Genomic DNA, 23,553 nt, shown 5'->3' with positions numbered 1-23,553 from the left:
CGGGCCATCCATGGCCCAACACGGCTCTCCCGGCATCCATGCCGGTCGACCCACTCCGCGAAACCTACACTCGGCCTTCCGACGGGGCGGCAGATCAAGATCAAAAGCCAGATCAAAAGCTGGATCAACAGCAATCGCTAGCCCGCTTGCCGTTGCCCTTCTTCACCGTCGTGCTCGTGATCAAATACAGCCTGAGCAAGGTCCTCAGTCACACGCATTTCAACCCCCACCGCCGACATCTGCGCCGCAGCAGTAAAGGGCGCGGCCGTCACCGGCTCCGAACGCTGGCCTCGACGCCAGATAAACAACACCACCAACCCCACATTAAGCCCCGCCAACGCCCAAAACAGCCCGCCCTCACCCACTCGGGTCATTAACGGTGAAATCACCAGAGGGCTGATGGCACAGCCTAATGAGTTGATCAGCAACAAGCCTTGAATCATCCGCACGATGGCTCCGGACGACGCGTGGTCAGCCGCGTGACTCACCGCCACCGGGTAGATCGCAAAAATACCGCCCCCCAGCAGGAAAAACGCCACGATCAGCAACGGGGAACCGGGCGGTAAAAACAGGATGATCAACGACAAGACTGCACAGGCCGCGGCCAGTACGATCAAAACCAATTGCCTGTCCTGATGATCCGACCAGCGCCCAACCGGGTATTGCAACAACATCGCACCGAGAATCACGTAAGCCATCATGTGTCCGACCTCAGTCACATCAAGGCCAATGCGCTGCAAGTACAGCGGTAGCAAGGCGTAGACCGCAGCAATGGCCAGGCCCGAGCCAAAACATCCAATCACCCCGGTCGGCGTTGCACGCAATAACTGCCACGGCATAAGCGGCTCCGCTCGCTCAACGACGGGCGTCACCCGCGGGATCATCACAATCGGCAGCATGGACAACGAGGCCAGAATGGCCGCGATCATGAAGGGGATGGTGTCACCGGTGTGCGCAATAGCACCCAGGTTGACCTGCCCCAACAAGCCTGCGCCATAGAGAGCGATCATATAAAGGGCCAGCAGGCGCCCGCGGATCTTCGGGTCGGCGGCAATCAACAACCAGCTTTCTACCACCAGAAACACGCCCACACTGGCCCAGCCATTGATCAGGCGTAAGGCGAACCAGGTCCAGGGATCAGACGACAGTCCCTGAAACAGGATCGTCGTGGCTATCAAGGCCGCAAAGCAGCTGTAGGCGCGGATATGGCCAATGCGCACGATCAGTCGGTCATTGAAGATCGAGCCTAATGTCAGACCGATAAAGTACGCAGACGAGACAATGCCAACCATCGTGGCCGACTCGCCCAACGAATCGAGACGAAGTGTCGTTAACGACGACAACATGCCGTTGCCGATACTGATGATAAACAGCCCAAGTAACGGTGCCAGCGCCATCGCTAACAGTTGGACAGACATAATGAACTCAAGACCTCGACGAACAATTAAGCCCACGAACGGGCAACAGCACAGCCACCCCTCTCGGCAAAGCCGGGGGGCGTAATCTGTAAACAGGTGTGATTGAGCGTGGCTCGAGGCCACAGTCGAGGCGTTCGAGTTGTACGGGCAAGGGTCAAGGCGGGCTGGACGCGCACCTGGGCACTGACCGGGCAGACAAAATCAGGGCGCGCATGGTAGCCGCAGTCAGGCATAAGAAGAAGAGTCCAGGTGGCTTTTTTCGACGAGTATCACTGCCATGATCAACACGCTATGCAAGTTCGCCAAAACAAAATGATTGCGCTGCAAGATTCCCGCTGATTTCTTTGCCGGGAGAACACAACACGTGGCAGGCATCACCCGGAAAAAGGGTGCTGTCCGGAACTGGCACTGTTCGAGCGGCGTAATCAGCGCCTGTTCCTGACGGCTGACGGGCGCACCTTCCTGGGTGAAGCCCGTGGCCTGCTCAAGCATGCCGAACGTCTGGAATCGCTGGGCAAACGCCTGGGGCGCGGCGAAGAGGGTGGCCTGTGCATCGGCTACGTCAACCACGCCATCCATGCTGGCGTGTTGCCTTTTTCCGCGAACGTGTAATGACCCTGGCAGATCAGACCCGCTAGGTCTGAACTCAGTCAGATCGCGTCTTTTACTGTCTGAATGCGCCCTACTAGCATGGCCCCATCGATACAACCTACCTAGAGGAACTCATCCATGAATATCGATCTAAGCGCACGCACCGCCATTATCAGTGGCTCCACCGGTGGCATTGGCCTGGCCATCGCCTGTGGTCTGGCCCGCGCCCAAGGCGGGCGTGGTCAGGTACACGGCGTCGTCGCCGACCTGGGCACCGCCGCTGGCGCCGAAACCCTGTTCGCCGCCCACCCCAAGGCCGATAGTTAGCTATAAGGGATTTGAGATTCATCTAATGTTTCGTGACTAGGGGAGTCGCTCATAAACTCCGATGGCGGCAATCCTATGCCTCCCCTCGCCAGACCGTCCAAGTCATAATTCGACAGACTTCGGACCTTTAACGCATGACCCTTTAAATGATTGGGCGAAGCTTTACTTCACCGATCTGTGCTCCAGAGTTGGTAAAGCCTGCCGCGATTTTGCTGCCTTTGCGGAGTCCTCGAAGAACTTCTTGAACCTGGCGCTGATCGAGTCGTTGGAGGTGGGTGAACCAACTATGATTATCGCTCTTTTCAAGCTGATGACACACTTGGCGAAAATGTATTAAACATCAAGGCTGAGCATTCCAATGAGGCCGCACATGACGAAGCAAAACAATCGCATAGGAATCTGGGCACTTGCCGCAGCCGCTGCTTGTAGCACAGCTATTCAAGCACAGGAGACGGACACAACCGTTGTGCGCATCGCTGAACTGGTGATTGATCCTGAACAGCTCGTTGCCTACACAACGGCCGTCAGGGAAGAGATGGAAGACTCGATACGGCTGGAGCCGGGAGTGCTGGCTATTTATTCAGTTGCTGAAAAAGACAAACCCAACAGCCTGCGCTTCTTCGAAATCTACGCCAGTGATGAGGCTTACCAGGCACATATTGCCTCGCCTCACTTCAAGAAATATGTCGCGATCACGCAACCAATGATTCTGTCACGCAAATTGATCGAAACCGTCCCTGTCCAGCTCAGTGCCAAAGCGCGGTAGTCGCCCATGATTGAAGGGGCAGCTCCTAGTCGTGCAAAACTCGACCGGCCACTTTCGCTCAACACAAGGACTCATTTACCCACGTTGAATGCGTGGTCGTAGAAGGAATCTGGCACAACGAAAAAAAGACGCCTAGGCGTCTTTTTTTGATGATTTACAGACTTGCGTGCAACTCTGTAAATCTTTGTTTGGAGCGGGAAACGAGACTCGAACTCGCGACCCCGACCTTGGCAAGGTCGTGCTCTACCAACTGAGCTATTCCCGCGTCTTGGTGGTGGGCATTGTATAGAACTGAAAGTTTGCGTCAACCCTTTGATTCAAAAAGTTTTTATTTATTTTGTAGAGGTAGTCTTCAAGTGTGGCCATGCTGCCCGCAAATACTGGAGCATCGACCACAAGGTCAGCCCCGCAGCCACGAGCAATAATGCATACCCCACTAACACCCAAAAGCTGAAGTCAGACGGATTGGCCAGCAAAATCACCAGCGCGAGCATTTGCGCGGCGGTTTTCCACTTGCCCATGCTGGAAACCGCAACCTGAGCACGAGCCCCCAGCTCAGCCATCCATTCGCGCAAGGCTGAAATGACAATCTCACGACCTATGATCACGGCTGCAGGCAGGGTAAGCCACACATTGTGATGCTCTTGCACCAGCAAAACCAACGCTACAGCCACCATCAATTTGTCAGCGACCGGGTCCAGAAAAGCACCGAACGGGGTGCTTTGCTCAAGGCGTCGCGCCAGATAACCATCAAGCCAGTCAGTTGCCGCTGCAAAGGCGAAAACTGAACTGGAGGCCACATAACTCCAGCTGTACGGGAGATAAAACAGCAATATGAAAAAAGGAATCAGTAGAACGCGTAGTACGGTGATCAAATTAGGGATATTCATCGGCACAACTGGCTACTAGGTGAGAGGGGCATTCTACTCGCTGTGCAGATTTGCATAAATCAACTCTGCGAGCTTTTTACTGATCCCCGGTGCTTTGGCGATCTCTTCGATGCTTGCACGAGTCAGCTCCTGTAATCCACCAAAATGTTTCAAAAGATCACGTCGACGTGTAGGGCCTACGCCCGCAATGCCTTCCAGGGTTGAGGTTCGCCGGGTTTTACCGCGTCGCGCCCGGTGCCCGGTAATTGCGAAACGGTGCGCCTCATCGCGAATTTGCTGAATCAGGTGCAACGCCGGGGAGTCGCCTTTCAAGGTGAACTCATGGGCAGCGTCATTCAGGTAAAGGGTTTCAAAACCCGCCTTGCGCGTCGCACCCTTGGCCACGCCCAGCAAAATGAGGTCTGGAATAGCCAGTTCATTGAGTACATCCCGCGCCATCGAGAGCTGACCTTTGCCGCCATCGACCAGCAAGATGTCAGGCAACTTGCCCTCCCCCTCTTTGAGCCGGGCAAAACGCCGCATCAAGGCCTGGTGCATGGCCGCGTAATCATCGCCGGGGGTTACGCCTTCGATGTTGAACCGCCTGTAATCAGACTTGATCGGCCCTTCGGGGCCAAATACCACACACGAAGCGACTGTGGCTTCACCGCTGGAATGACTGATGTCATAACACTCAAGGCGTTGCGGAATCTCGTCGAGCTTAAGTACTTGAGCCAATGCCTCAAAGCGCGCAGCGACATGCAAGCGATTAGCCAGACGCGCAGCCAGTGCCTGTTCGGCATTGGTGACGGCCAATTGCTGCCAGCGAGCCCGCGTGCCCCGTACACGGTAACTGATGGCCATTTCTCGGCCGCGCAGGGCTTCAAGCGCATCGATGATGGCGTCAAAACTTTCGTGCTCAACGTTGACGATTAATTCACTCGGCAGATCGCGCTCGGGGCTGCTGATGTAGTACTGCCCAAGGAAGGCCGCCATGACTTCGCCCACTTCCTCCTCGATCCCGACCTGCGGAAAGAAATTCTTGCTGCCCAAAACCCGCCCGCCTCGCACATTGATTAAATGCACACAGGCGCCGCCCGGGTTTACAAAGGCCGCGATGACGTCGACATCGCCGGTTCCACCTTCCATGCTTTGCTGATCCTGAACCCGGCGAAGCAACGAAATCTGATCACGTATCTCAGCGGCACGCTCAAAATCAAGGGTGCTGGCCGCTTGTTCCATTGCGCTGTTCAATTCGTCGGTCAGCGCACTGCTGCGCCCTTCCAGAAACATCACCGAGTGACGCACATCTTCGGCATAGACCTGAGGGTCAACCAATCCGACACAAGGCGCTTTGCAACGTTTGATCTGGTATTGCAAACAGGGGCGCGTGCGATTCTTGAAGTAGCTGTCTTCGCACTGACGCACCATAAACGTCTTTTGCAAGATACTCAGGCTTTCACGAATAGCCCCCGCACTCGGATAAGGCCCGAAATACCTGCCTTTGGCTTTTTTGGCGCCACGGTGAATGCTTAAGCGCGGATATGCCCCGTCCGAAAGAAACACGTAGGGATAGGATTTATCGTCGCGCAGAAGAATATTGTAGGGCGGGCGCCACTCTTTGATCAGCGTCTGCTCAAGCAGCAGCGCTTCGGTCTCATTGGCCGTGATAGTGGTTTCGATGTTAGCGATACGCCCGACCAGCGCCGCCGTTTTCGGGGCCAGACCGGTTTTACGAAAGTAACTGGCCAAGCGTTTTTTGAGGTTCTTGGCCTTGCCTACGTAAAGCAGGCGCGCATCGCTGTCAAACATGCGATACACACCGGGGCGCCCACTACAGGTCGAAAGAAATGCGCTTGCATCGAACACGTCAGTCATTTTCAACCAGCGTCTACCATGCCGTGACGTACCGCCAGCAAAGCCAGCTCAACATCACTTTTGACCGAGAGCTTCTCGAATATGCGATAGCGATAGGTGTTGACCGTTTTGGGGGACAGACACAACTTGTCGGAAATCACCTGAACCTTCTGACAGCCCACAATCATCAGTGCAATCTGGATTTCTCGCTCCGACAGTGCATCAAAAGGTGAGTCACTGGCAGGTTGGAATGACTTGAGGGCCAATTGCTGTGCGACTTGCGGGCTGATATAGCGCTGCCCGGAAAAGACCAGACGAATGGCCTGAACCATTTCGGCCAGACCCGCGCCCTTGGTCATATAGCCAGCAGCACCCGCCTGCAACAACCGTGTCGGAAAAGGATCCTCTTCACACACGGTCACTGCAACCACCTTGATGTCAGGGTGGCTGCGCATCATTTTTCGTGTGGCTTCCAGCCCGCCAATGCCGGGCATTTTGACATCCATCAAGACCACATCAGGTTTCAGCTCGCGGGCCTTGATAAGGGATTCCTCACCGGATTCAGCCTGCCCAACCACTTGCAGGCCATCTATATCAGCCAGCATTCGTGTGATGCCTGTACGCACAAGATCGTGATCATCGACCACCAGAACCCGAATCAAGCCGGCACCTCACCAATTGGACTAAGTAGATTGACGACACCTTAGCAAAAAACACGCACGCCAACCTACCCATGATCAATCGACGATCCATAGCAAAACGTTAAAAATGCAGGCCGATGCCTGAACAAGACTTAAGCATCGTTCTAATCCTGACGCCCTTTAGCCTGAACAGGCGTATACAACTCTGCCAAAGTGACCGTAAGCCTACGAATGGCTTCCTGGTCTTCTTTATGCAAAATGCGGTAACTCACCAGCACCTTTTCCTCAACCTGACTAAGATTATCGAGCAGTGTTGGGGTTGGAGTGCCCGTCAAAATATAAAGTACATCTGCACCACGCTCTGCCACTCGCGACAAGTAATCCGCTTTGGGCGCACGCTCTCCACTTTCATATTTACCTTGAGCATTGGCCTCGACACCGCCGATTTCACCAAAAGCTTTCTGCGACAGGCCAAGCCGCTCTCTCTCTTGCCTTAAGCGCGCACCGATTCCACTCATTTGGATGTAAGATCCCATTTTTAACACCCGCGAGGATGGTATAATCAAAAAATATTAAACAACATTGAACGGTTTTGAACTATGACCGGAATACGTACCGCTGCACAAGCCAAGGCTTGGCTGGAACATCAAGGAAAATCAGTGCAAAAGTTCGCTCGCGAGCACGGTGTTGACCCGGCGACTACTTATCAGGTGCTCGCCGGGCGCAAGAAAGGGAAACGTGGGGAAGCCCATAAAGTGGCGGTACTTCTGGGCATGAAAGACGGCATCATTCCATCGCGTGACGCGGGGCTTGAGGCCGAGCAAAGAGATGTCTTTAACTGAGTATGCGCTTAATCAAGCGCTACTCCAGATATAGATTACTCACCGCCTGACAGCCCCTAAACAGCTGGCCGTTTAAGCCTGTGTTGTCTGCAGGATCAATCAGCCCTTGGCACCTGATTGATCCGTGTATTCACGACACGGCAATTTTTGATTGAACCGGTTTGCCTGCCTCGGGTAAGCTTCAACGCATTCATTGGAGACCGCACATGTTGCATCGCCCCCACACAGACGCTTTTCAGCTCCCATGCGAATCTCGCACGGTCGGCTCTGTGTGTGCGAACAACGCGCAATCCGTAGCACGATTTTATTTTGGGTATTGGTTTAGCCACTGGCGCGCCTGATACCCAAACGGCGCCCACTACTTAGGGGTCGCCTACCAGAGAATTTCTCACCCCCGGTCGGCCTCCCGACCGGGGGTTTTGTTTTTTCAGCCCCTGAAAACTTACTTATTTAAGGAATCACACCATGAACTACGCCACTTATTACCGCTTCGACCTTTGCACTGCATGGCGATTTACCAACCGTCGTTCGGGACAGCCTGCCGCCTCCGAACGAAATCACATCGGTGGCACCCATGCACTCACAGCCAGTCAGGCTAATTGTCGAACACCCCAATAGGGCTGCGCGCGGGAAGACCCGCCGCTTGCCCAGGACACACACCATGAACGCATCGATTTCTGCTCTGCCTGCCACCCACACCGCCCCTTCTGTCAGCATCCAGCGCCTGCCCACAGCAGCGCAACTCAAGCAACACCTGCCGCTCAGCGACTCACTTCGCCAGCTGGTCAGTCGTCAGCGTCAGGCCATACGCGCCATTTTGAACGGTGAAGACTCCCGTTTACTGATCGTAGTCGGCCCCTGCTCTATCCATGACCCGGTTGCAGCCCTTGAATACGCCAGCCACCTCGCAGCCCTTTCGCACGAGCTGCGTGATGACATGCTGCTGGTGATGCGTGCCTACATCGAAAAACCGCGTACTACGGTTGGATGGAAAGGCCTGGCCTATGACCCGCATCTGGATGGCAGCGATGACATGGCCCACGGCCTGACACTCTCGCGCGAGCTGATGCTGGAAATGCTGGGCATGGGCCTGCCCATCGCTACCGAGTTGCTGCAACCAATGGCCGCCGGTTACTTCGATGACCTGCTGGGCTGGGTCGCCATTGGCGCTCGCACCACCGAATCGCAAATTCACCGCGAGATGGCCAGCGGCCTGGGCATGCCGGTCGGCTTCAAAAACGGTACAGACGGCGGTGTGGCCATCGCCTGCGATGCCATGCGTTCTGCAGCCCACAGCCATCGCCACTTCGGGGTCGACGCTGAAGGCCACCCGGCAATCATCCAGACGCCGGGCAACCCGGACACGCATTTGGTGCTGCGCGGCGGCCACAGCGGCCCCAACTTCGATCGCAACAGCGTTGCCAATGCACGCGCCGGACTTGAAAAAAACGCCATCCCGGCCCGTTTAATGGTGGATTGCAGCCACGCCAACAGCGGCAAAGACCCGTTACGCCAGCCTGATGTGTTCAACGACGTGCTGGCTCAGCGCCTGCAGGGCGATCACTCATTGATCGGCATGATGCTCGAAAGCCATTTATTCGAGGGCTGCCAACCCTTGAGCAGCACCTTGCGCTACGGTGTTTCCATCACCGATGGCTGCCTGGGCTGGGATGCCACCGAGCAATTGTTGCGAGCAGCGGCAGCCCAACTGCACGCACAACGACAGGCTGTTCAGGCGATCGCGTAATCGCCATGGGAACTTTTGCCGGGAAAAAACTGACTGAATCCGGTAGGCTCACCACTTTATTGAAAGGAGTACTCTCTCATGGCTAAAGCCACTGCCCGCCACATCCTCGTTGCCACAGAAGACAAGTGCAACGAACTGAAAGCCCAAATTGAAGGCGGCGCTGATTTCGCCGAAGTCGCAAAAGCCAACTCCTCGTGCCCATCCAGCCGTCAAGGCGGTGATCTGGGTTCGTTCGGTCCAGGCCAAATGGTTAAAGAATTCGACACGGTCGTCTTCAGCGCACCGATCAACGTGGTTCAAGGCCCGGTGAAAACCCAGTTCGGCTACCACCTGCTGGAAGTCACCAGCCGTCAGGACTAATCCTCCCGGTTTGCGTGAAAACGGCCCGCCTTTTGGTGGGCCGTTTCGTATCCGTAAACATAAACCTCGTGCTACGTTTCTCATTCACGCCCCCACGTGTCACTTGAGGAATAAGTCATGAGCCTTACAGGTAAAACCGCTCTGGTTACCGGATCAACCAGTGGTATTGGACTGGGTATTGCGCAAAGTCTGGCTAAAGCAGGTGCCGACCTGATACTCAACGGTTTTGGCGATGCCGGCAAAGTCATTGCTGACCTGGAACAGTTCGGTGGCAGGGTCGGTCATCACCCGGCAGATGTCAGCGACCCCGCACAAATAGCTGACATGATCGACTACGCCGAGCGGGAATTTGGCGGCATCGACATCCTGGTCAACAATGCGGGCATTCAGCATGTCTCAACCGTCGAAGACTTTCCGGTGGAACGCTGGGACGCCATCATCGCAATCAACCTCTCCTCGGTCTTCCACAGCACGCGCCTGACCCTGCCCGGCATGCGCAAACGCGGCTGGGGTCGCATCGTCAATATCGCCTCGGTGCATGGCCAGGTGGGTTCGGTCGGCAAAGCGGCCTATGTCGCCGCCAAACATGGTGTGATTGGCTTGACCAAAGTGGTCGGCCTTGAGACCGCAACCAGCAACATCACCTGCAACGCCATCTGCCCTGGCTGGGTGCTGACTCCGCTGGTACAAAATCAGATCGATCAGCGCATCAGTCAGGGGATTGACCCTTATCAAGCGCAGCATGATCTGCTCGCCGAAAAACAACCCTCACTGGAATTTGTAACCCCGCCTCAACTCGGTGAATTGGTGCTCTTCATGTGCAGCGATGCTGCCAGCCAGGTTCGCGGAGCAGCCTGGAATGTCGACGGCGGCTGGTTGGCGCAGTAAAGATCCGTGCTCACCCTTCAGGCAAAAATGCACACCAGCCCTGCACGTATCAGGGTTGTACAAGGCAATTTTGCACTGTTAGCATCGGCCATCGTTCGCCCGCGAACACCCCTTAAAAATAATATAAAGCAGGGAGTTAGCGATGACTGCTCAGGCTTCATCCTCACCGATACTCGATGGCAACATCGCGCCCGACACCGTACTCGCGCAGGTACGCAATCGAATCGGCCATTTGACCCTTAACCGCCCGAGCGGCCTCAACGCCCTCAATCTTGAAATGGTACGCAGCCTCCAGCAGCACCTCGATGCCTGGGCCAAAGACCCCCACGTGGCCGCGGTGGTCGTGCGCGGCGCTGGCGAAAAAGCCTTCTGTGCCGGGGGAGATATTCGTTCGTTGTATGACAGCTACAAAAACAACGACACCCTGCACACTGCTTTTTTCGAGGAGGAATACGCCCTCGACCTGACCTTGCATCACTACGCCAAACCCGTGCTTGCCGTGATGGACGGCTACGTACTTGGCGGCGGCATGGGGTTGGCGCAAGGGGCTGATTTTCGACTGGTCACCGAACGCAGCCGGTTAGCCATGCCAGAGGTCGCCATCGGCTATTTCCCGGACGTGGGTGCCAGCCATTTCCTCAGCAAAATACCCGGCCAAGTGGGGACTTATCTGGGCGTGAGCGGTGTGCAAATCGACGCCCGTGATGCCCTGTATTGCGGGCTGGCAGACTGGTATACCGACAGCACCCGGTTGAGCGAACTGGATAAGCAGCTCGACGCGCTGACATGGCAACAATCCCCGCGGCAAGAACTTGAGGCACTGTTGGCGTCAATCGCCGTAAACAGCTTGCCCGACGCCCCCATCGCCACACTTCGCCCGTTGATTGACGACATCTTTTCCCATGACAGCGTGACGACCATTGTTACCCGGTTGCAGGAAGTGGCAACCAGCGAGCATCGGCAATGGGCCACTGACACCGCCAACCTGCTGCAAACCCGGTCGCCGCTGGGCATGGCCGTTACCCTTGAAATGCTGCGCCGCAGCCGTGCCCTCAACCTGAACCTTGAGCAGTGCTTTGCGCTGGAGCTGCACCTTGACCGCCAGTGGTTTGACCGGGGTGACTTGATCGAAGGGGTACGCGCGTTGATTATCGACAAGGACAAAAATCCGCATTGGAATCCGCCCACGCTCAATGAACTGGACCCGGCCCAGGTGGCCAGCTTCTTCACCCACTTCACGCCGAGCGGAGTCTGAATCATGCAAGACATCGAACTGACTGAAGAACAAGTGATGATTCGCGACATGGCCCGCGACTTTGCGCGAGGTGAAATTGCACCTAATGCCCAGGCGTGGGAAAAGGCTGGCTGGATTGACGACGGGCTGGTCGCCAAGATGGGCGAACTCGGCCTGCTCGGCATGGTGGTGACTGAAGAATGGGGCGGTTCTTACCTCGATTACGTCGCCTATGCCCTGGCGGTTGAGGAGATCTCGGCCGGCGATGGTGCGACGGGAGCGCTGATGAGCGTTCACAACTCCGTGGGCTGCGGCCCGATCCTCAACTATGGCAGCCAGGCGCAAAAAGAAGAGTGGCTGGCGGGTCTTGCCAGCGGCACCACCATCGGCTGTTTTTGCCTGACCGAACCTCAAGCGGGGTCTGAAGCGCACAACCTGCGCACGCGGGCCGAGTTACAGGACGGGCAGTGGGTAATCAACGGCGCCAAACAGTTTGTCACCAATGGCAAGCGCGCCGGGCTGGCCATTGTGTTTGCCGTGACCGATCCGCAGCTGGGTAAAAAAGGCCTTTCGGCGTTTCTGGTGCCCACTGACACACCGGGATTCATTGTCGACCGCACTGAGCACAAAATGGGCATCCGCGCCTCGGACACCTGCGCAGTGACCCTAAACAACTGCACCGTGCCGCACGCCAATCTATTGGGTGAACAGGGCAAGGGGCTGACGATCGCCCTGTCCAACCTTGAAGGTGGTCGTATCGGCATTGCTGCGCAGGCGCTGGGGATTGCCCGTGCCGCATTTGAAGCGGCGCTGGCCTATGCGCGTGAACGGGTACAGTTTGACAAAGCCATTATTGAGCATCAAAGCGTGGCTAACATGCTGGCTGACATGCAAACCCGTCTCAACGCCGCGCGCCTGTTGATTCTGCACGCGGCCCGCCTGCGTGGTGCGGGCAAACCCTGTTTATCAGAAGCTTCGCAAGCCAAGCTGTTCGCTTCGGAAATGGCTGAGTATGTGTGTTCCAAAGCCATTCAGATTCACGGCGGCTATGGCTACCTTGAAGACTACCCGGTAGAGCGTTATTACCGGGATGCGCGGATCACTCAGATTTATGAAGGGTCGAGTGAGATTCAACGGATGGTGATTGCGCGAGAGCTGAAGAATTATCTGATTTAGCGGTACATGCAAAACCCTCACCCTAACCCTCTCCCAGAGGGAGAGGGGACTAAAGTCAAAAGCTGATTAGCGCAACACCACCGATTAGCTCCCTCTCCCTCCGGGAGAGGGTTGGGGTGAGGGGCTGTTGATCCAGCCTTAAAACCCGACACTCGCCTGCACAAAAAAGGTTCGCGGCTCGCCTAAATAAAGGCCTGAGTTGTTGTCGCTGGAACGGGTGTAGTACTCCTGATTGAACAGGTTCTTGATCCCCGCCCCCACCTTCAAGTTTGATGCCTGCGGCCCAAAGTCATACCCCACTCGCGTACTCCATGTCGCATACCCCGGAATATCACCGTACTGGCCATCCGGCGTCGGATCAGTGATATACACACCGCCAGTTCCCGGCGCACGTTGCTGCGATTGGGCAAACATATCCAGGTTGTAAGTCCAGCGATTCACGGCATACCGCGCACCCAGGTTAAGCACCTGACGCGAATACAGCGGCAAGTCCCGCCCTTTGAAGTTGACAATATCCCCCTCTGACGTTGCCTTGGTGTAGGTAAACGCAGCGTTCACCGACAAACCATCAAGCCGCGCATTGAGAGTCGATAAATCGTAGTGAACCGAAGTCTCGATCCCCTGATGCTTGGTCGCCCCCAAATTGGTCCAGCCCACATCGTTGCTGACGTATTGCAGTTCATCGGCAAAGTCGATGTAGAACAACGTCACTTCACCGCCCCACACGCCATTGTCATAGCGCGTGCCGAGTTCATAGGTCTTGGCTTTTTCAGGCCTCAGGCCCGCAGCCGTTTGATCGCCAATGCCGCCCTGCCCCAGTTGAAAGTACTGCAAGCTGCCGAATGAGGTCTCATAGTTGGCAAACAGCTTCCACGCGTCCGAGAGGTGATACATGACGCTCAGGGCCGGCAGCGCTTCATTGCTGTCAATGCTGCGTTTTTTCTCGGTCACCGGCACTCCGTTATTGCCCAGCACCGGGCGGTCGTGCCAGTTGGTGCTGATACGCTCGAAACGAATACCCGGCGTGACCGTCCAGTTACCGACATCAATCTTGTCATCGATATAGAACGCGTTGGCTTCAGTCCCACCCGTGCGGTCCTGATACACGTGCCCGTCGGCACCCGGCATGGGCATCGGCACGTTATTGACCAGCTGTAACTGGCTGGCCTCTTCGTGCATCCCCTCCTTGAGGTAGCGATAACCCACACCGACTTCCTGTGTCACAGGGCCAAGAGTGAGCACATGGGACACCCGCGGTTCGACACCAAAGGTGTAATAAGAACGCGGATAAATCCCCAGTGTCTGCAAGTTGCGTGAAGCAATATTGCTGCCCCGGAAGCTGTCGGTGTAATAGGTCAGCACTTCAAACTGAGTCTGATCGTCAATCTGGCGCAGGTATTTGAAGGACACATCCTTGCGCCTGCCGGTGAAGTTGTCCCAGTCACGCACGGACTGATACGGATTGGCATCGAACTGTTTCTGCGTCAGTCCGCCGGGCATGTCTGCGGTGGCGTCGTAATAATGAAAGTTAAGGCTGAAATCGTCCTGATCGGTCGGCGCCCAATGGGTCTTGAGCAACACATCATTGATGTCGTTGTTATTGTTGCTGGTGCGATAGCCATTGCCCTTGACCCCGGAATACAGCAGCGCAGCACCGATACCGTTGTCCGCCGTGCCGCCGAGAAAGGCCGACTCCATGTGCTTCCAGCCGCCGTGCTCGGAGGTTTCCAGCGTGGTGCCGACGTCGCCCTGAAAGGTTTCGGGAATCGCTCGCGTCACAAAATTGATCACTCCGCCGACGTTTTGCGGCCCATAACGCACCGAACCCGCACCGCGTACCACGTCGATGCTGTCCAGATTGCCTGCCGAAATGGGTGCCATCGACAGTTGCGGCTGGCCATAGGGGGCGAACGCTGCCGGAATGCCGTCAATCAATACGGTCGAACGCGGTGACAGGCGCGAGGTCAAGCCACGCACGCCCACGTTCAGGGAAATATCGCTGCCGTCGGTGCCATTGGACTCTTGCACCTGAACCCCGGGAATACGCTTGAGCACGTCGCTGACGTTCATCGCACCCTGCTCCACCATCGCTTCGCGACGAACCACGGTGCGCGCACCGGGATGGTTCTGCACCACCGCCTCATTGGCATCGCCCAACCAGTCGCCGACCACTTTGACATCCACCGGCCCCAGCTCCAATGGCCCGGAAGCCGTCGCAGCGCTGACCACCGGGGCGGCAAGTAGCGTCACCGCGTCACCGTTCAATTCATAACTCAGGCCGCTGCCTTGCAGTAATTGGCGCAATGCCTGCTCCGGCGACAAGCTGCCATCAACGGCGGGCGCCTGTTTACCGGCCACCAGTTGAGGACTGAAAAACACTTGCAGTGAGGTTTGCTGGGCCAACTGGCTCAAGGCCGCAGCCAAAGGCTGGGCCTGAATATGGATAGCGCCCGCTGCCAGCTCATCAGCCACTGCGCCCGGCATCGCCGCACTCACCGCCAGCGCTAATGCCAAAGGCAGCCAGCACGTACGCGGTGCAAAAAAAAGCGTGCTCGAAGGCGGGTTAAGCACTGAAACCGGCCCACAAGAATTATTGTTTTTCACGTCGAGTCTTGCCCTATTGATCACACTTGAGTGCGGCTGTTAATGCAAACCAGTTGCAGTTGATCAAGAAGACGAAGAACTCGAAAAAAACCTGAATTTACCGTGAAATGATTTCCTGACTGCCATCGGCGCGGGTTTTTACCAAGACCGGCAAAATGCGTGGCAAAGCGTTGATCAACGCATCGGTGTCATCGGTTTTGAACACACTGGACAGGCGCAGTTGCGCCAACGCAGTCGTGCTGACATGCAGCGGCCGGTCACGGTAGCGCGACACTTCGGCGGCCACCTCGCCCAGGCTGGCGTCATTGAAGATCAACTGTCCCTTGCGCCAGGCCGTCAACGCTTGAGTGTTCACCGGTTGTGGCGCAGCCACGATGCCCTGACCATCAACCCGCGTGCCCAATCCGGCGGTCAGGCTGACCGCTTGCTCAGGATTGCGCCCCTGTACCTGCACATGACCCGATTCGACCACCACCCGTGCCTGCTCACCATCGCGACGGACATCGAAGCGCGTCCCCGTGACCGTGACCTGACCCAGCCCGGCCTGCACCACAAAGGGACGGTCCGTGTCATGGGCGACACTGAACATCACCTCGCCCTCCTGTAAATCAACCCTGCGCCGGGAATCGGCAAAGTCAACACGGACACGGCTGCGGCTGTCCAGTTCAAGGGTGGAACCATCGGGCAAATTAACCGTACGGCGTTCACCCGCCTGGGTCGCGAATTGCGCGTGATAACCGGCCCCGGCTTTTAACTGCGTCCAGACCCCGGCGCCTACGGCGACCGCCAGCACACTCGCCGCCAGCGCCCTGCCCAGCATCGAGCGACGCTTGATGCTCGGCGCAGGCGCCTCGCATAACGCGTGCAGGCGAGCCGTGGGCAATAGCTCGACGGCGCTGCACAGCGTAGCCAGCCATTGGTACTCCGCTTCATGACTGGGGTGAGCGTTGTACCAGGCGTCAAAATCGGCCTGCTCCTCAGCACTCAAGCCCCGGTCTTGCACACGCGCAAACCAGGTTGCAGCCGCATCGCGCACGTTCTCGGGGGCACGCGTGCAATCAGGCATCTCCATCGGGGCATCCTTAACTGATCTCATCACGACGCGTCCACGCGCTCGCGCAGATGCCGCAACGTGCGGATCATGTACTTTTCCACCATGTTTTTGGACAACCCCAGGCGCTCGGCAATCTCGGCCTGGGTCAGCCCCTCTATTTTTTGCCAGACGAACACCTTGCGGCAGTTCAACGCTGTCCGAGCCGGATTCGAGCACGCGTACAAAGGTGTCATGGGCCAGGTCCTGCGCCTGCTGACGATTGCGCAGGCGCCGGGTCCAAGTGCCAACCAACTCATCGTAGTAGTCTAAAAAGCCCGTTCTGCGGGGCACTTTATGAGTCATCGCACTGGACTGAGAAAGAGAGGGCGCGAATAGTAATCCTTCCTATTCTCGCGGGCAATCCTTCCTATACCTCGACATTGGCCAGCAGTCGTCTCTGCACCTCGCGCCCCCGCTCAAAGCCAAACCCACGCGCCGTCAGCACTCCGACTATGCCCATTAAGGCGCAAAACACCACGCACACCCACGGGCTCCACGGCATCAAGGCAATCAGCAACAGCGGCGTGGTACTCGCCCACAACGCATAGGCGATGTTGTAGGTGAACGAAATCCCCGAGACGCGAATCGGGGCCGGAAACAAACCCACCATCACCGACGGCACCACACCGACAATGCCGCAGCTCAGGCCGGCGAACGCGTACGCCAGCCCCGGCAAGCCCCACTGCCCGACCAGACTGGCATACAACAGGCCAATGCCCAGCGGCAATAAAAGGCTGTAGAGCACAATGCTGCGCCACACGCCAATACGGTCAACGATCAAGCCGGCCAGCACGCAGCCAATATTCAAAAACACAATGCCGACACTGCTTAACGCAAAGGTATGGCTGGCGGTCATGCCAAAGTGTTGTTGCATCACCGTTGGGGTGATAACCACAAACACCACCACGGCACTGGTCAACACACAGGTCAGCAGCGCAGCGGGCAACAACGAGCGCCGGTGATCACGCAATACCGTGCGCAGCGGGAATTCGGCGCGACCCTCGCGGCGCTCGCGCAAGGCTAGAAATACTGGAGTTTCACTCAGCCAGCGGCGTAACCACACACCGATCACGCCGAACACCCCGCCCAGCAGGAACGGGTAACGCCAAGCGTAATCGAGGATTTCAGCAGGGGTAAATAGCTGCGCCAGCAACGTCGCGGTCATGGCGCCGATCAGATAGCCGAACGTCAGCCCGGCCTGTAGAAAGCCCAATGCATAGCCACGGCGTCCGGCGGGGGCGTGCTCGGCGACAAACACCCAGGCGCTGGGCACTTCGCCGCCCACTGCGGCCCCTTGCAGAATGCGTAGCGCCAGCAGGATCAACGGGGCGAAATAACCAATGTCGGCGTAAGTGGGCATGATCCCGATCAGCAGACAGGGCAGCGCCATCATCAGGATGCTCAGGCTGAAAACCCGTTTGCGGCCCAGATGGTCAGCAAAATGCGCCATCAGAATCCCGCCCAAGGGACGCGCCAGATACCCCGTCACAAAGATCCCGAAACTTTGCAGCAGGCGCAGCCATTCAGGCATGTCGGGAGGGAAAAACAGCTGACTGAGGGTCAGGGCAAAGAACACGAAAATGATGAAATCGTAGATTTCCAGCGCCCCGCCCAGCGCCGCCAGACCAAGGGTCCGGTAATCGGAGCGGGAAAAGCGCACGGCAGTGGCTTGAATATCAGCAGGCATAAATAAGCTCAATAGGAACAGGGCACGCCTATGCTGGCGCTTGAAGTCGAAGCGCCGAGCATATCAAGCACGTACCCTGAATCGCACCCTTTAATCCGTAACCGCTGGCGACGGCTGCATCCGGCGCCAACGGCTACGAGGATGCATAACACTAGCCCTGCCACCCGCCTCCCAGCGCGCCATACACCTGCACCAGTGATAACGACACCTGCGCCGTGCTCTCGACCAGCGCCGCCTGATTGCTGAGCAAGGTATTTTGCACCGTCAGCACGTTCAAAAAGTCCACCGTGCCTTGTGCATATTGTTGATGAACACTGTCAAGCGCATGCTGGCTGTGCATCACCGCCTGCTGCAAGCTGTCGCGGCGACGCTGGTTGGCCTGATACGCCACCAGTGCATCGTCCACCTCATGCCAGGCGCTGAGCACGGTCTTTTGGTAAGCAATTCCCGCTTCTTGCTGACGACCTTCTTGCAGTTGCAAAGCACCTTGCAAGCGTCCACCCTCGAACAGCGGCACGCTCAGGCCGGGGCCAAAGGCAAAACTGCGCGAGCCCCAACTGCCCAGATCCGACAATTGCAGAGCCTGAAAACCGAGGCTGCCCGACAAGGTAATGCGTGGGTAAAAATCCGCTTGAGCCATGCCCACGGACGCCGTTGCCGCATGTAATTGTGCGTCGGCGCGGCGAATATCCGGGCGCCGTTGCGCCAGCTCGCTGGGCAAGCCGATCGGCACATCGGCGCGGTAGGCGGGCACATCGGCCGGCACGCTCAACTGTTGCTGCAAGGCCCGAGGCTCACGCGCCAACAACAGACTCAAGGCATTGATCAATTGGGCAATACGCTGCTGCAAGGGCGCCGTGCGGGCCTCGATCTCGGACACCTGGGCGGCGGCCTCCGACACTTCCAAATCAGTGGCGACGCCCTCTTTGACCTGCAATCGGGTCAATTCAAGACTGCGCCGGGCGATCTGCAAGTTTTGCTGCACCACCGCCAGCGCTTGCTGGGTGCCGCGTAACTGAATGTAATCCTGCGCGGTCTGCACGATGACCAGCAATTGCACGCCGTGACGGTCCTCTTGCGCCATTTGCACGGAAGCATCAGCGGCCTCGACCGAGCGCTTGACCCGGCCCCACAGGTCGGCTTCCCAGCTGATCGCCAGGCCGCCATGCCACAGGTTGAACGCCTGTTTACCGCTGTTGCCCGAGGGATCTGTCAGGCCGCGCTGACTGTTACGACTACGGCTGTAGCCGGCATCGCCCTCAACCGTTGGTACCGTATCGGCCGCAATTTGACGGCGCAGCGCCCGGCTTTGCTCAAGCCAGCTGGCCGCCAGTTGCAGGTCAAAACTGCTGTCCAACGCCTCCTGTACCAAGGCCGACAATTGCGGATCGGCAAAACGGTCCCACCAGCGCGGGTCGACCGCTGACTCAACCGTAGCGCTATGCCCCGCTTCACTGGCCACCGGTCCCCAGCGCTCAGGGAGCTTGGGCACGGGTGAGGTGAAATCCGGGCCCAGCACACAACCGCTCAGACTCAACGCACTGCAACAGACCACAGCACCGGCTAAAAGAGATCGTTTCATCGTGTGCTGACCTGCTCGCCATTCGCCGATTCGGTATCAATGGAGGCGTCCACCGACATGCCCAAGCGCAATTGACCGGCCAAAGGCTGACCTTGATCCAGAGTGATTTTGACCGGAATACGCTGCACGATTTTGGTGAAGTTGCCCGTCGCGTTATCCGGCGCAATCGACGCAAAGGTCACGCCGGTGGCCGGTGCAATGCTGTCCACCGTGCCTTGCAAGGTCTCGCCGGGAAAGGTGTCGACCTTGATCGAAACCCGTTGCCCGGCTCGCATATGGGTCAATTGATGTTCCAGAAAGTTGGCCACAACAAAGGCCTTGGCCAGCGGCACCACCGCCAGCACCGAATCGCCCGGTTTGACATAAGCGCCCTGGCGCACACTGCGCCGCCCTACCACCCCATCAAAAGGTGCGACCAGTTGCGTGTATGACAAGTCCAGTTCTGCACGCGCCTGCAACGCCTGAGCATATTGCACCGAGGCTTGAGCCGCATTGGTCTGTGCCGCCAGCACTCTGGTTTGCTGACGCGCGGCCTCAAGCGCTGCCTTGTGTTGAACCAGCTCGGCGCGGGCAATCTGCGAACGGTTTTTCGCCTGCTGTGAGTTTTGCAAGGTGCCAGCGCCCTGCCCGGCCAAATGCTGATAACGCGTCAACTCGTGCTCGGCGAATTCGACCTGCGCCAAGTCGGCGTCCACCGTGGCCTGAGCCTGAGCGATCACCGAACGCTGGCGTTCCAGCATCGCCTGCGCATTGGCCAACTGCGCCTGCGCGGTGGCCACGCTGGCCTGAGCCGCCTGCACATTGGTTTTAAAGTCCTGCGGATCAATGCGCGCCAACACTTGTCCGGCCTTGACCGGCTGATTGTCTTGCACCAGCACCTCATCGATAAAACCCGCCACTTTAGGCGCAATCAAGGTGAAATCGGCGCTGACAAAGGCATCATTGGTGCTTTGCACCGCACTGGCGGCGAACACCAGTCGCCACAGGCCGTACACCACAATGACCACCAACACACCGCCAGCCAGCTTGATAAAGGGCATGCGCCCGCTTGTTGTACTCATTTCACTGCTCCAACCACGGAACCCGGCGGATAGATCCGCGTCGGGCCAAAAGGAATTAACACCACCAAAAAAAGCGCCAAGCCGGCCATGTACAGATAGAGATCAGAAGACGCCAACACCATCGCCTGCTCGTGAATGCGGCGCGCCAGATTGGGCGTTGTGGCTATCCACGACGTATTACCCACACGATCCACCAGCATCATTGAGTGAAAATGCTCGCGATTGACCGTCAGCACCTGCAAAACGCTGCCCGCGGCCACCGCCGAAAAACCTTTGACGGTATTGAACCAGGCCGAGGCAAACGGCCCGTCCGCCGGGTTCAAGCTGCCCGTGGCGAGCATCAACAAAGGAATGACCGCCATCGGCTGGGCGATGATCTGAATGGCTTGCAAGCCGTAAAAATTCTCCCGGCTCCACACCGACGTCACCTGCGAACCGATGCCGCACGCCAGCGCCAGCAAGCCCAGGCCGATGGCCAGCACCCAGCGGCAATCGACCCACCGCAGGTTGCACAACGCAACCACCAGCGGCAGCGCGAGCAACTGCGGCAACGCCACCAACAGCATCAACGGTGCGGTTTCCTGGGGGCGATAGCCCTGAATCTGAGCCAGATAGGCGGACGGAATCTTGATCACCGCCATCAACACAAACAGCACGCCGCCCAATGTCAGCAAGGCGTGCGCCAAGTTGCGGATTTTCAATAACTGGAGTTTGAAAAACGGCAGCGGGTGCGACCATTCATTGATAAAAAACAGCACCAGTAACCCCAGCCCGCCGACGATAAAAACGCGAATCATCGGCGACGCAAACCAGTTCTGCCATTGACCGAGTTCCAGCCCCAGCACCAACAGAATCAAGCCGGGCAACCCCAACAGCAGCCCACGCCAATCGAATTGTTTGAAGCGTTCAAGGCGCAACGGATCTTGCGGCAAGCCCCACGCCACACAGGCCATCGCCAGCAGGCTGAACGGAATAATCTGCCAGAACGCCCATTGCCAACCGGCGTAGTCCACCCACCAGGCGGCCAGCGGCGTGCCAAAACTGGGCCCAAAGGTCGCGGTTAACGCGTAACTGCCCAACCCGTACAACCGAATACCGGGCGGCAAAAAACGTAACGCCACCGACATCAACATGGGCGGCAACGCACCGGCGGCAAAGCCTTGAAGGGTACGCAGCAGCATCAGCACCTTGGGGTTTGGGGCCAACGGACACAGGATGCCCAGCAGCATAAAGGCTGCGATGGCGCATAACGTAAAACGCCGAATAGAGAACGTCGCGGCGCACCAGGGTGAAAAGGCCATTGCGCTAATTGAGGTGGCGGAATAGACCGCCAGCAGCCAGGTGCCCTGATCAACACTGAGGCCCATTGCTCCTCGAATATCGGGCATGGCCACCTTGGTCACGTTCTCGTTGAACCCTGAAACCAGTACGGCCAGCAACACCCCCACCAGTCCGGTAAAAATCCGCAGGCCGAAGGCCGTACTGATTGGCGGCGCGGGCACTGAAACGCCCGCACGCTTAAACAGCCAATACATGGCCAACTCCGTCGTCACTGTTGATGACAAAAAGTTTAACCAGTCGGTATTGTTATAAAAATTGATAAATAGCTAACTGTGGATTGCGTCAAACGCAATCCACTTATGTAGTCGCTGCCGAAGGCTGCGATGGGCTGCGCAGCTGCCCCATTTAAAAAGCCAAGGCCCTGCGGCCTTTATCGCAGCCTTCGGCAGCGGCTACAGAATAGGGAGCGGCAGTGTTACAGAGCGGCGGTATCGCAGAACGTTTTGAGGGTGCGGCGCAACCAGCGATGAGCCGGGTCGTTGTCCATTCGCGGATGCCAGGCCTGAATAATGTTCACCGCCTGCAACGCTATCGGTAACTCAAACGCGCGCAGTTTCAGGCCCATTGGCTCCAGGGTTTTGAGCAGCAATTGAGGCATCAGCGGCAAAATCATATCGGCATCGGCCAAGGCAAAAATCGCCGAGTAAAACGTCGGGGTGGTGAATGACACTCGACGCTCAAGGCCCAATTCAGCCAGCTTGGTATCAATCGGCCCACGGGCATGGCCACGGCGTGACACGCTGATATGGTCATAGCCGACAAAGCGTTGCGCCGTGATCGACTGATCGAAAATCGGGTGGTCTTCACGGGCCAGCCCTACAAAAGGACAGGTAAACAACTGCTGGACCTTGATGTCCGAACTGAAGGTGTTGTTGGCACTGATCGCCAGATCAATGCGACCTTCGCTCAAGGCTTCGTCATCGGTAAAGCCCTCAGGCACCACCCGCAAGGTGGCTTTGGGCATTTCCTTCGCCATCTGTTCGCGCAGTGCGCTGCCGTAAACGCCAAAGAACACGTCATTGGCGCGAATGCTGAACGTGCGCTCCAGCTGGCTCAGGTCACTGTGCTGACTTTGGGTGAAAACGCCATGAGCCAGTTCAACCACGCCGCGCACTTGCTCTTGCAGCTCCAATGCTCGCGGTGTGGGCACAAGCCCGCGCCCGGAGCGCACCAATATGGGATCGTTCAAGGCCTCACGAATGCGCGTCAAGGTGCGGCTCATGGCCGGTGCGCTGAGGTTCATGCGCCGGGCAGCGCCCACGACTGACCCCTCTTCCAGCAGGACATTCAAGGCAACCAGCAGATTCAAGTCAGGTATTTGCATGGCCCGCAGGGTAGCGTTTAACGCTATAAGAGGCCAGACACAGGGCATGCACCATTATTGCGCACCGTGTAAAACTGTATCGCCGCTGCTTAGGTAGCTAGCTAAGTTAAAGATTGATACATTGCCGCCCGTCAGGTTGATGCCT

Annotated in this window: 19 protein-coding genes, 1 tRNA gene and 3 pseudogenes; 9 read left to right on the top strand and 14 right to left on the bottom strand. The window is 57.4% G+C overall.

Going from position 1 to position 23,553, the window contains the following annotated elements; genetic code table 11:
* Positions 1–137: 137 nt before the first annotated feature.
* Positions 138–1,418 carry an MFS transporter gene (locus GHN86_RS21060; protein ID WP_153381962.1) on the bottom strand — a complete coding sequence of 427 codons (1,281 nt, stop codon included), beginning with the start codon at positions 1,416–1,418 and terminating at the stop codon, positions 138–140.
* A gap of 402 nt (positions 1,419–1,820) precedes the next feature.
* Between GHN86_RS21060 and GHN86_RS24125 the strand changes: the two are divergent.
* The 3 genes and pseudogenes from GHN86_RS24125 to GHN86_RS21045 form a co-directional block, all read left to right on the top strand.
* Positions 1,821–2,027, top strand: a pseudogene (locus tag GHN86_RS24125) (LysR family transcriptional regulator); the annotation flags it as partial.
* A gap of 120 nt (positions 2,028–2,147) precedes the next feature.
* A pseudogene (locus GHN86_RS21050) lies at positions 2,148–2,330 on the top strand (oxidoreductase); the annotation flags it as partial.
* Positions 2,331–2,706: 376 nt separating this feature from the next.
* Positions 2,707–3,102 (top strand): putative quinol monooxygenase, encoded by a 396-nt coding sequence (locus GHN86_RS21045; protein WP_153381964.1) that lies wholly within the window; start codon positions 2,707–2,709, stop codon positions 3,100–3,102.
* A gap of 189 nt (positions 3,103–3,291) precedes the next feature.
* Here the strand turns inward: GHN86_RS21045 and GHN86_RS21040 are convergent.
* The 5 genes from GHN86_RS21040 to GHN86_RS21020 form a co-directional block, all read right to left on the bottom strand.
* Positions 3,292–3,367, bottom strand: a tRNA-Gly gene (locus tag GHN86_RS21040).
* 67 nt (positions 3,368–3,434) lie between these two features.
* Positions 3,435–3,992, bottom strand: coding sequence for a CDP-diacylglycerol--glycerol-3-phosphate 3-phosphatidyltransferase (pgsA, locus tag GHN86_RS21035; protein ID WP_153381966.1), 558 nt, complete (start codon positions 3,990–3,992; stop codon positions 3,435–3,437).
* 33 nt (positions 3,993–4,025) lie between these two features.
* Positions 4,026–5,849 carry an excinuclease ABC subunit UvrC gene (gene uvrC, locus GHN86_RS21030; RefSeq protein WP_153381968.1) on the bottom strand — a complete coding sequence of 608 codons (1,824 nt, stop codon included), beginning with the start codon at positions 5,847–5,849 and terminating at the stop codon, positions 4,026–4,028.
* Between the two features lie 2 nt (positions 5,850–5,851).
* Positions 5,852–6,490 carry a UvrY/SirA/GacA family response regulator transcription factor gene (gene uvrY, locus GHN86_RS21025; protein WP_122784404.1) on the bottom strand — a complete coding sequence of 213 codons (639 nt, stop codon included), beginning with the start codon at positions 6,488–6,490 and terminating at the stop codon, positions 5,852–5,854.
* A gap of 143 nt (positions 6,491–6,633) precedes the next feature.
* On the bottom strand, positions 6,634–6,987 hold the full coding sequence (locus tag GHN86_RS21020; RefSeq protein WP_153382016.1) for a helix-turn-helix domain-containing protein: 354 nt from the start codon (positions 6,985–6,987) through the stop codon (positions 6,634–6,636).
* An 81-nt stretch (positions 6,988–7,068) separates the two neighbouring features.
* Here GHN86_RS21020 and GHN86_RS21015 point away from each other — a divergent pair, with 81 nt between their 5' ends.
* The 6 genes from GHN86_RS21015 to GHN86_RS20990 all read left to right on the top strand — a co-directional run bounded on the left by GHN86_RS21015 (position 7,069) and on the right by GHN86_RS20990 (position 12,716).
* The gene (locus GHN86_RS21015) at positions 7,069–7,311 is read left to right on the top strand and encodes a DNA-binding protein (RefSeq protein ID WP_153381970.1); all 243 of its coding nucleotides are present in this window, start codon (positions 7,069–7,071) and stop codon (positions 7,309–7,311) included.
* A gap of 661 nt (positions 7,312–7,972) precedes the next feature.
* Positions 7,973–9,058, top strand: a complete 1,086-nt coding sequence (locus GHN86_RS21010) for a 3-deoxy-7-phosphoheptulonate synthase (RefSeq protein WP_153381972.1) — start codon at positions 7,973–7,975, stop codon at positions 9,056–9,058.
* A gap of 78 nt (positions 9,059–9,136) precedes the next feature.
* On the top strand, positions 9,137–9,418 hold the full coding sequence (locus GHN86_RS21005; RefSeq protein ID WP_016781241.1) for a peptidylprolyl isomerase: 282 nt from the start codon (positions 9,137–9,139) through the stop codon (positions 9,416–9,418).
* Between the two features lie 117 nt (positions 9,419–9,535).
* Positions 9,536–10,306: a 3-hydroxybutyrate dehydrogenase gene (locus GHN86_RS21000; protein WP_153387241.1), complete on the top strand. Its 771-nt coding sequence runs from the start codon at positions 9,536–9,538 to the stop codon at positions 10,304–10,306.
* Between the two features lie 142 nt (positions 10,307–10,448).
* A complete protein-coding gene (locus tag GHN86_RS20995) occupies positions 10,449–11,561 on the top strand; it encodes an enoyl-CoA hydratase/isomerase family protein (protein WP_153381976.1) in 1,113 nt (370 codons plus the stop codon).
* A 3-nt stretch (positions 11,562–11,564) separates the two neighbouring features.
* Positions 11,565–12,716 (top strand): acyl-CoA dehydrogenase family protein, encoded by a 1,152-nt coding sequence (locus tag GHN86_RS20990; RefSeq protein WP_153381977.1) that lies wholly within the window; start codon positions 11,565–11,567, stop codon positions 12,714–12,716.
* Between the two features lie 138 nt (positions 12,717–12,854).
* Here GHN86_RS20990 and GHN86_RS20985 read toward each other — a convergent pair whose 3' ends face one another.
* The 8 genes and pseudogenes from GHN86_RS20985 to GHN86_RS20950 form a co-directional block, all read right to left on the bottom strand.
* Positions 12,855–15,200 carry a TonB-dependent siderophore receptor gene (locus GHN86_RS20985; protein WP_228389633.1) on the bottom strand — a complete coding sequence of 782 codons (2,346 nt, stop codon included), beginning with the start codon at positions 15,198–15,200 and terminating at the stop codon, positions 12,855–12,857.
* 217 nt (positions 15,201–15,417) lie between these two features.
* Positions 15,418–16,392 (bottom strand): FecR family protein, encoded by a 975-nt coding sequence (locus tag GHN86_RS20980; RefSeq protein ID WP_153381979.1) that lies wholly within the window; start codon positions 16,390–16,392, stop codon positions 15,418–15,420.
* A gap of 23 nt (positions 16,393–16,415) precedes the next feature.
* A pseudogene (locus tag GHN86_RS20975) lies at positions 16,416–16,716 on the bottom strand (sigma factor-like helix-turn-helix DNA-binding protein).
* Between the two features lie 64 nt (positions 16,717–16,780).
* Positions 16,781–18,100 (bottom strand): MFS transporter, encoded by a 1,320-nt coding sequence (locus GHN86_RS20970; RefSeq protein ID WP_153381981.1) that lies wholly within the window; start codon positions 18,098–18,100, stop codon positions 16,781–16,783.
* A 151-nt stretch (positions 18,101–18,251) separates the two neighbouring features.
* The gene (locus GHN86_RS20965) at positions 18,252–19,682 is read right to left on the bottom strand and encodes an efflux transporter outer membrane subunit (RefSeq protein WP_153381983.1); all 1,431 of its coding nucleotides are present in this window, start codon (positions 19,680–19,682) and stop codon (positions 18,252–18,254) included.
* A complete protein-coding gene (locus tag GHN86_RS20960) occupies positions 19,679–20,743 on the bottom strand; it encodes an HlyD family secretion protein (RefSeq protein WP_153381985.1) in 1,065 nt (354 codons plus the stop codon). The genes GHN86_RS20965 and GHN86_RS20960 overlap by 4 nt, the downstream gene beginning before the upstream one ends.
* Positions 20,740–22,278, bottom strand: a complete 1,539-nt coding sequence (locus GHN86_RS20955; RefSeq protein WP_153381987.1) for an MFS transporter — start codon at positions 22,276–22,278, stop codon at positions 20,740–20,742. The genes GHN86_RS20960 and GHN86_RS20955 overlap by 4 nt, the downstream gene beginning before the upstream one ends.
* A gap of 221 nt (positions 22,279–22,499) precedes the next feature.
* Entirely contained in the window at positions 22,500–23,408 is a 909-nt protein-coding gene (locus GHN86_RS20950) for a LysR family transcriptional regulator (protein ID WP_153381989.1), read from the bottom strand.
* Between the last annotated feature and the right edge of the window lie 145 nt (positions 23,409–23,553).

Source organism: Pseudomonas helleri, assembly GCF_009600315.1.
Classification (GTDB): domain Bacteria; phylum Pseudomonadota; class Gammaproteobacteria; order Pseudomonadales; family Pseudomonadaceae; genus Aquipseudomonas; species Aquipseudomonas helleri_A.
The sequence above is the reverse complement of the archived record's forward strand: the minus strand, read 5'-3'. Positions and strand labels throughout refer to the sequence as shown.

What these genes read in the sequence shown, in the direction of transcription:
- GHN86_RS21060 (WP_153381962.1), bottom strand. Translation starts at nt 1,418, where the DNA reads ATGTCTGTCCAACTGTTAGCGATGGCGCTGGCACCGTTACTTGGGCTG.
- GHN86_RS21045 (WP_153381964.1), top strand. Translation starts at nt 2,707, where the DNA reads ATGACGAAGCAAAACAATCGCATAGGAATCTGGGCACTTGCCGCAGCC.
- pgsA (WP_153381966.1), bottom strand. Translation starts at nt 3,992, where the DNA reads ATGAATATCCCTAATTTGATCACCGTACTACGCGTTCTACTGATTCCT.
- uvrC (WP_153381968.1), bottom strand. Translation starts at nt 5,849, where the DNA reads ATGACTGACGTGTTCGATGCAAGCGCATTTCTTTCGACCTGTAGTGGG.
- GHN86_RS21020 (WP_153382016.1), bottom strand. Translation starts at nt 6,987, where the DNA reads ATGAGTGGAATCGGTGCGCGCTTAAGGCAAGAGAGAGAGCGGCTTGGC.
- GHN86_RS21015 (WP_153381970.1), top strand. Translation starts at nt 7,069, where the DNA reads ATGACCGGAATACGTACCGCTGCACAAGCCAAGGCTTGGCTGGAACAT.
- GHN86_RS21010 (WP_153381972.1), top strand. Translation starts at nt 7,973, where the DNA reads ATGAACGCATCGATTTCTGCTCTGCCTGCCACCCACACCGCCCCTTCT.
- GHN86_RS21005 (WP_016781241.1), top strand. Translation starts at nt 9,137, where the DNA reads ATGGCTAAAGCCACTGCCCGCCACATCCTCGTTGCCACAGAAGACAAG.
- GHN86_RS21000 (WP_153387241.1), top strand. Translation starts at nt 9,536, where the DNA reads ATGAGCCTTACAGGTAAAACCGCTCTGGTTACCGGATCAACCAGTGGT.
- GHN86_RS20995 (WP_153381976.1), top strand. Translation starts at nt 10,449, where the DNA reads ATGACTGCTCAGGCTTCATCCTCACCGATACTCGATGGCAACATCGCG.
- GHN86_RS20990 (WP_153381977.1), top strand. Translation starts at nt 11,565, where the DNA reads ATGCAAGACATCGAACTGACTGAAGAACAAGTGATGATTCGCGACATG.
- GHN86_RS20985 (WP_228389633.1), bottom strand. Translation starts at nt 15,200, where the DNA reads ATGCCGGGCGCAGTGGCTGATGAGCTGGCAGCGGGCGCTATCCATATT.
- GHN86_RS20980 (WP_153381979.1), bottom strand. Translation starts at nt 16,392, where the DNA reads ATGGAGATGCCTGATTGCACGCGTGCCCCCGAGAACGTGCGCGATGCG.
- GHN86_RS20970 (WP_153381981.1), bottom strand. Translation starts at nt 18,100, where the DNA reads ATGCCTGCTGATATTCAAGCCACTGCCGTGCGCTTTTCCCGCTCCGAT.
- GHN86_RS20965 (WP_153381983.1), bottom strand. Translation starts at nt 19,682, where the DNA reads ATGAAACGATCTCTTTTAGCCGGTGCTGTGGTCTGTTGCAGTGCGTTG.
- GHN86_RS20960 (WP_153381985.1), bottom strand. Translation starts at nt 20,743, where the DNA reads ATGAGTACAACAAGCGGGCGCATGCCCTTTATCAAGCTGGCTGGCGGT.
- GHN86_RS20955 (WP_153381987.1), bottom strand. Translation starts at nt 22,278, where the DNA reads ATGTATTGGCTGTTTAAGCGTGCGGGCGTTTCAGTGCCCGCGCCGCCA.
- GHN86_RS20950 (WP_153381989.1), bottom strand. Translation starts at nt 23,408, where the DNA reads ATGCAAATACCTGACTTGAATCTGCTGGTTGCCTTGAATGTCCTGCTG.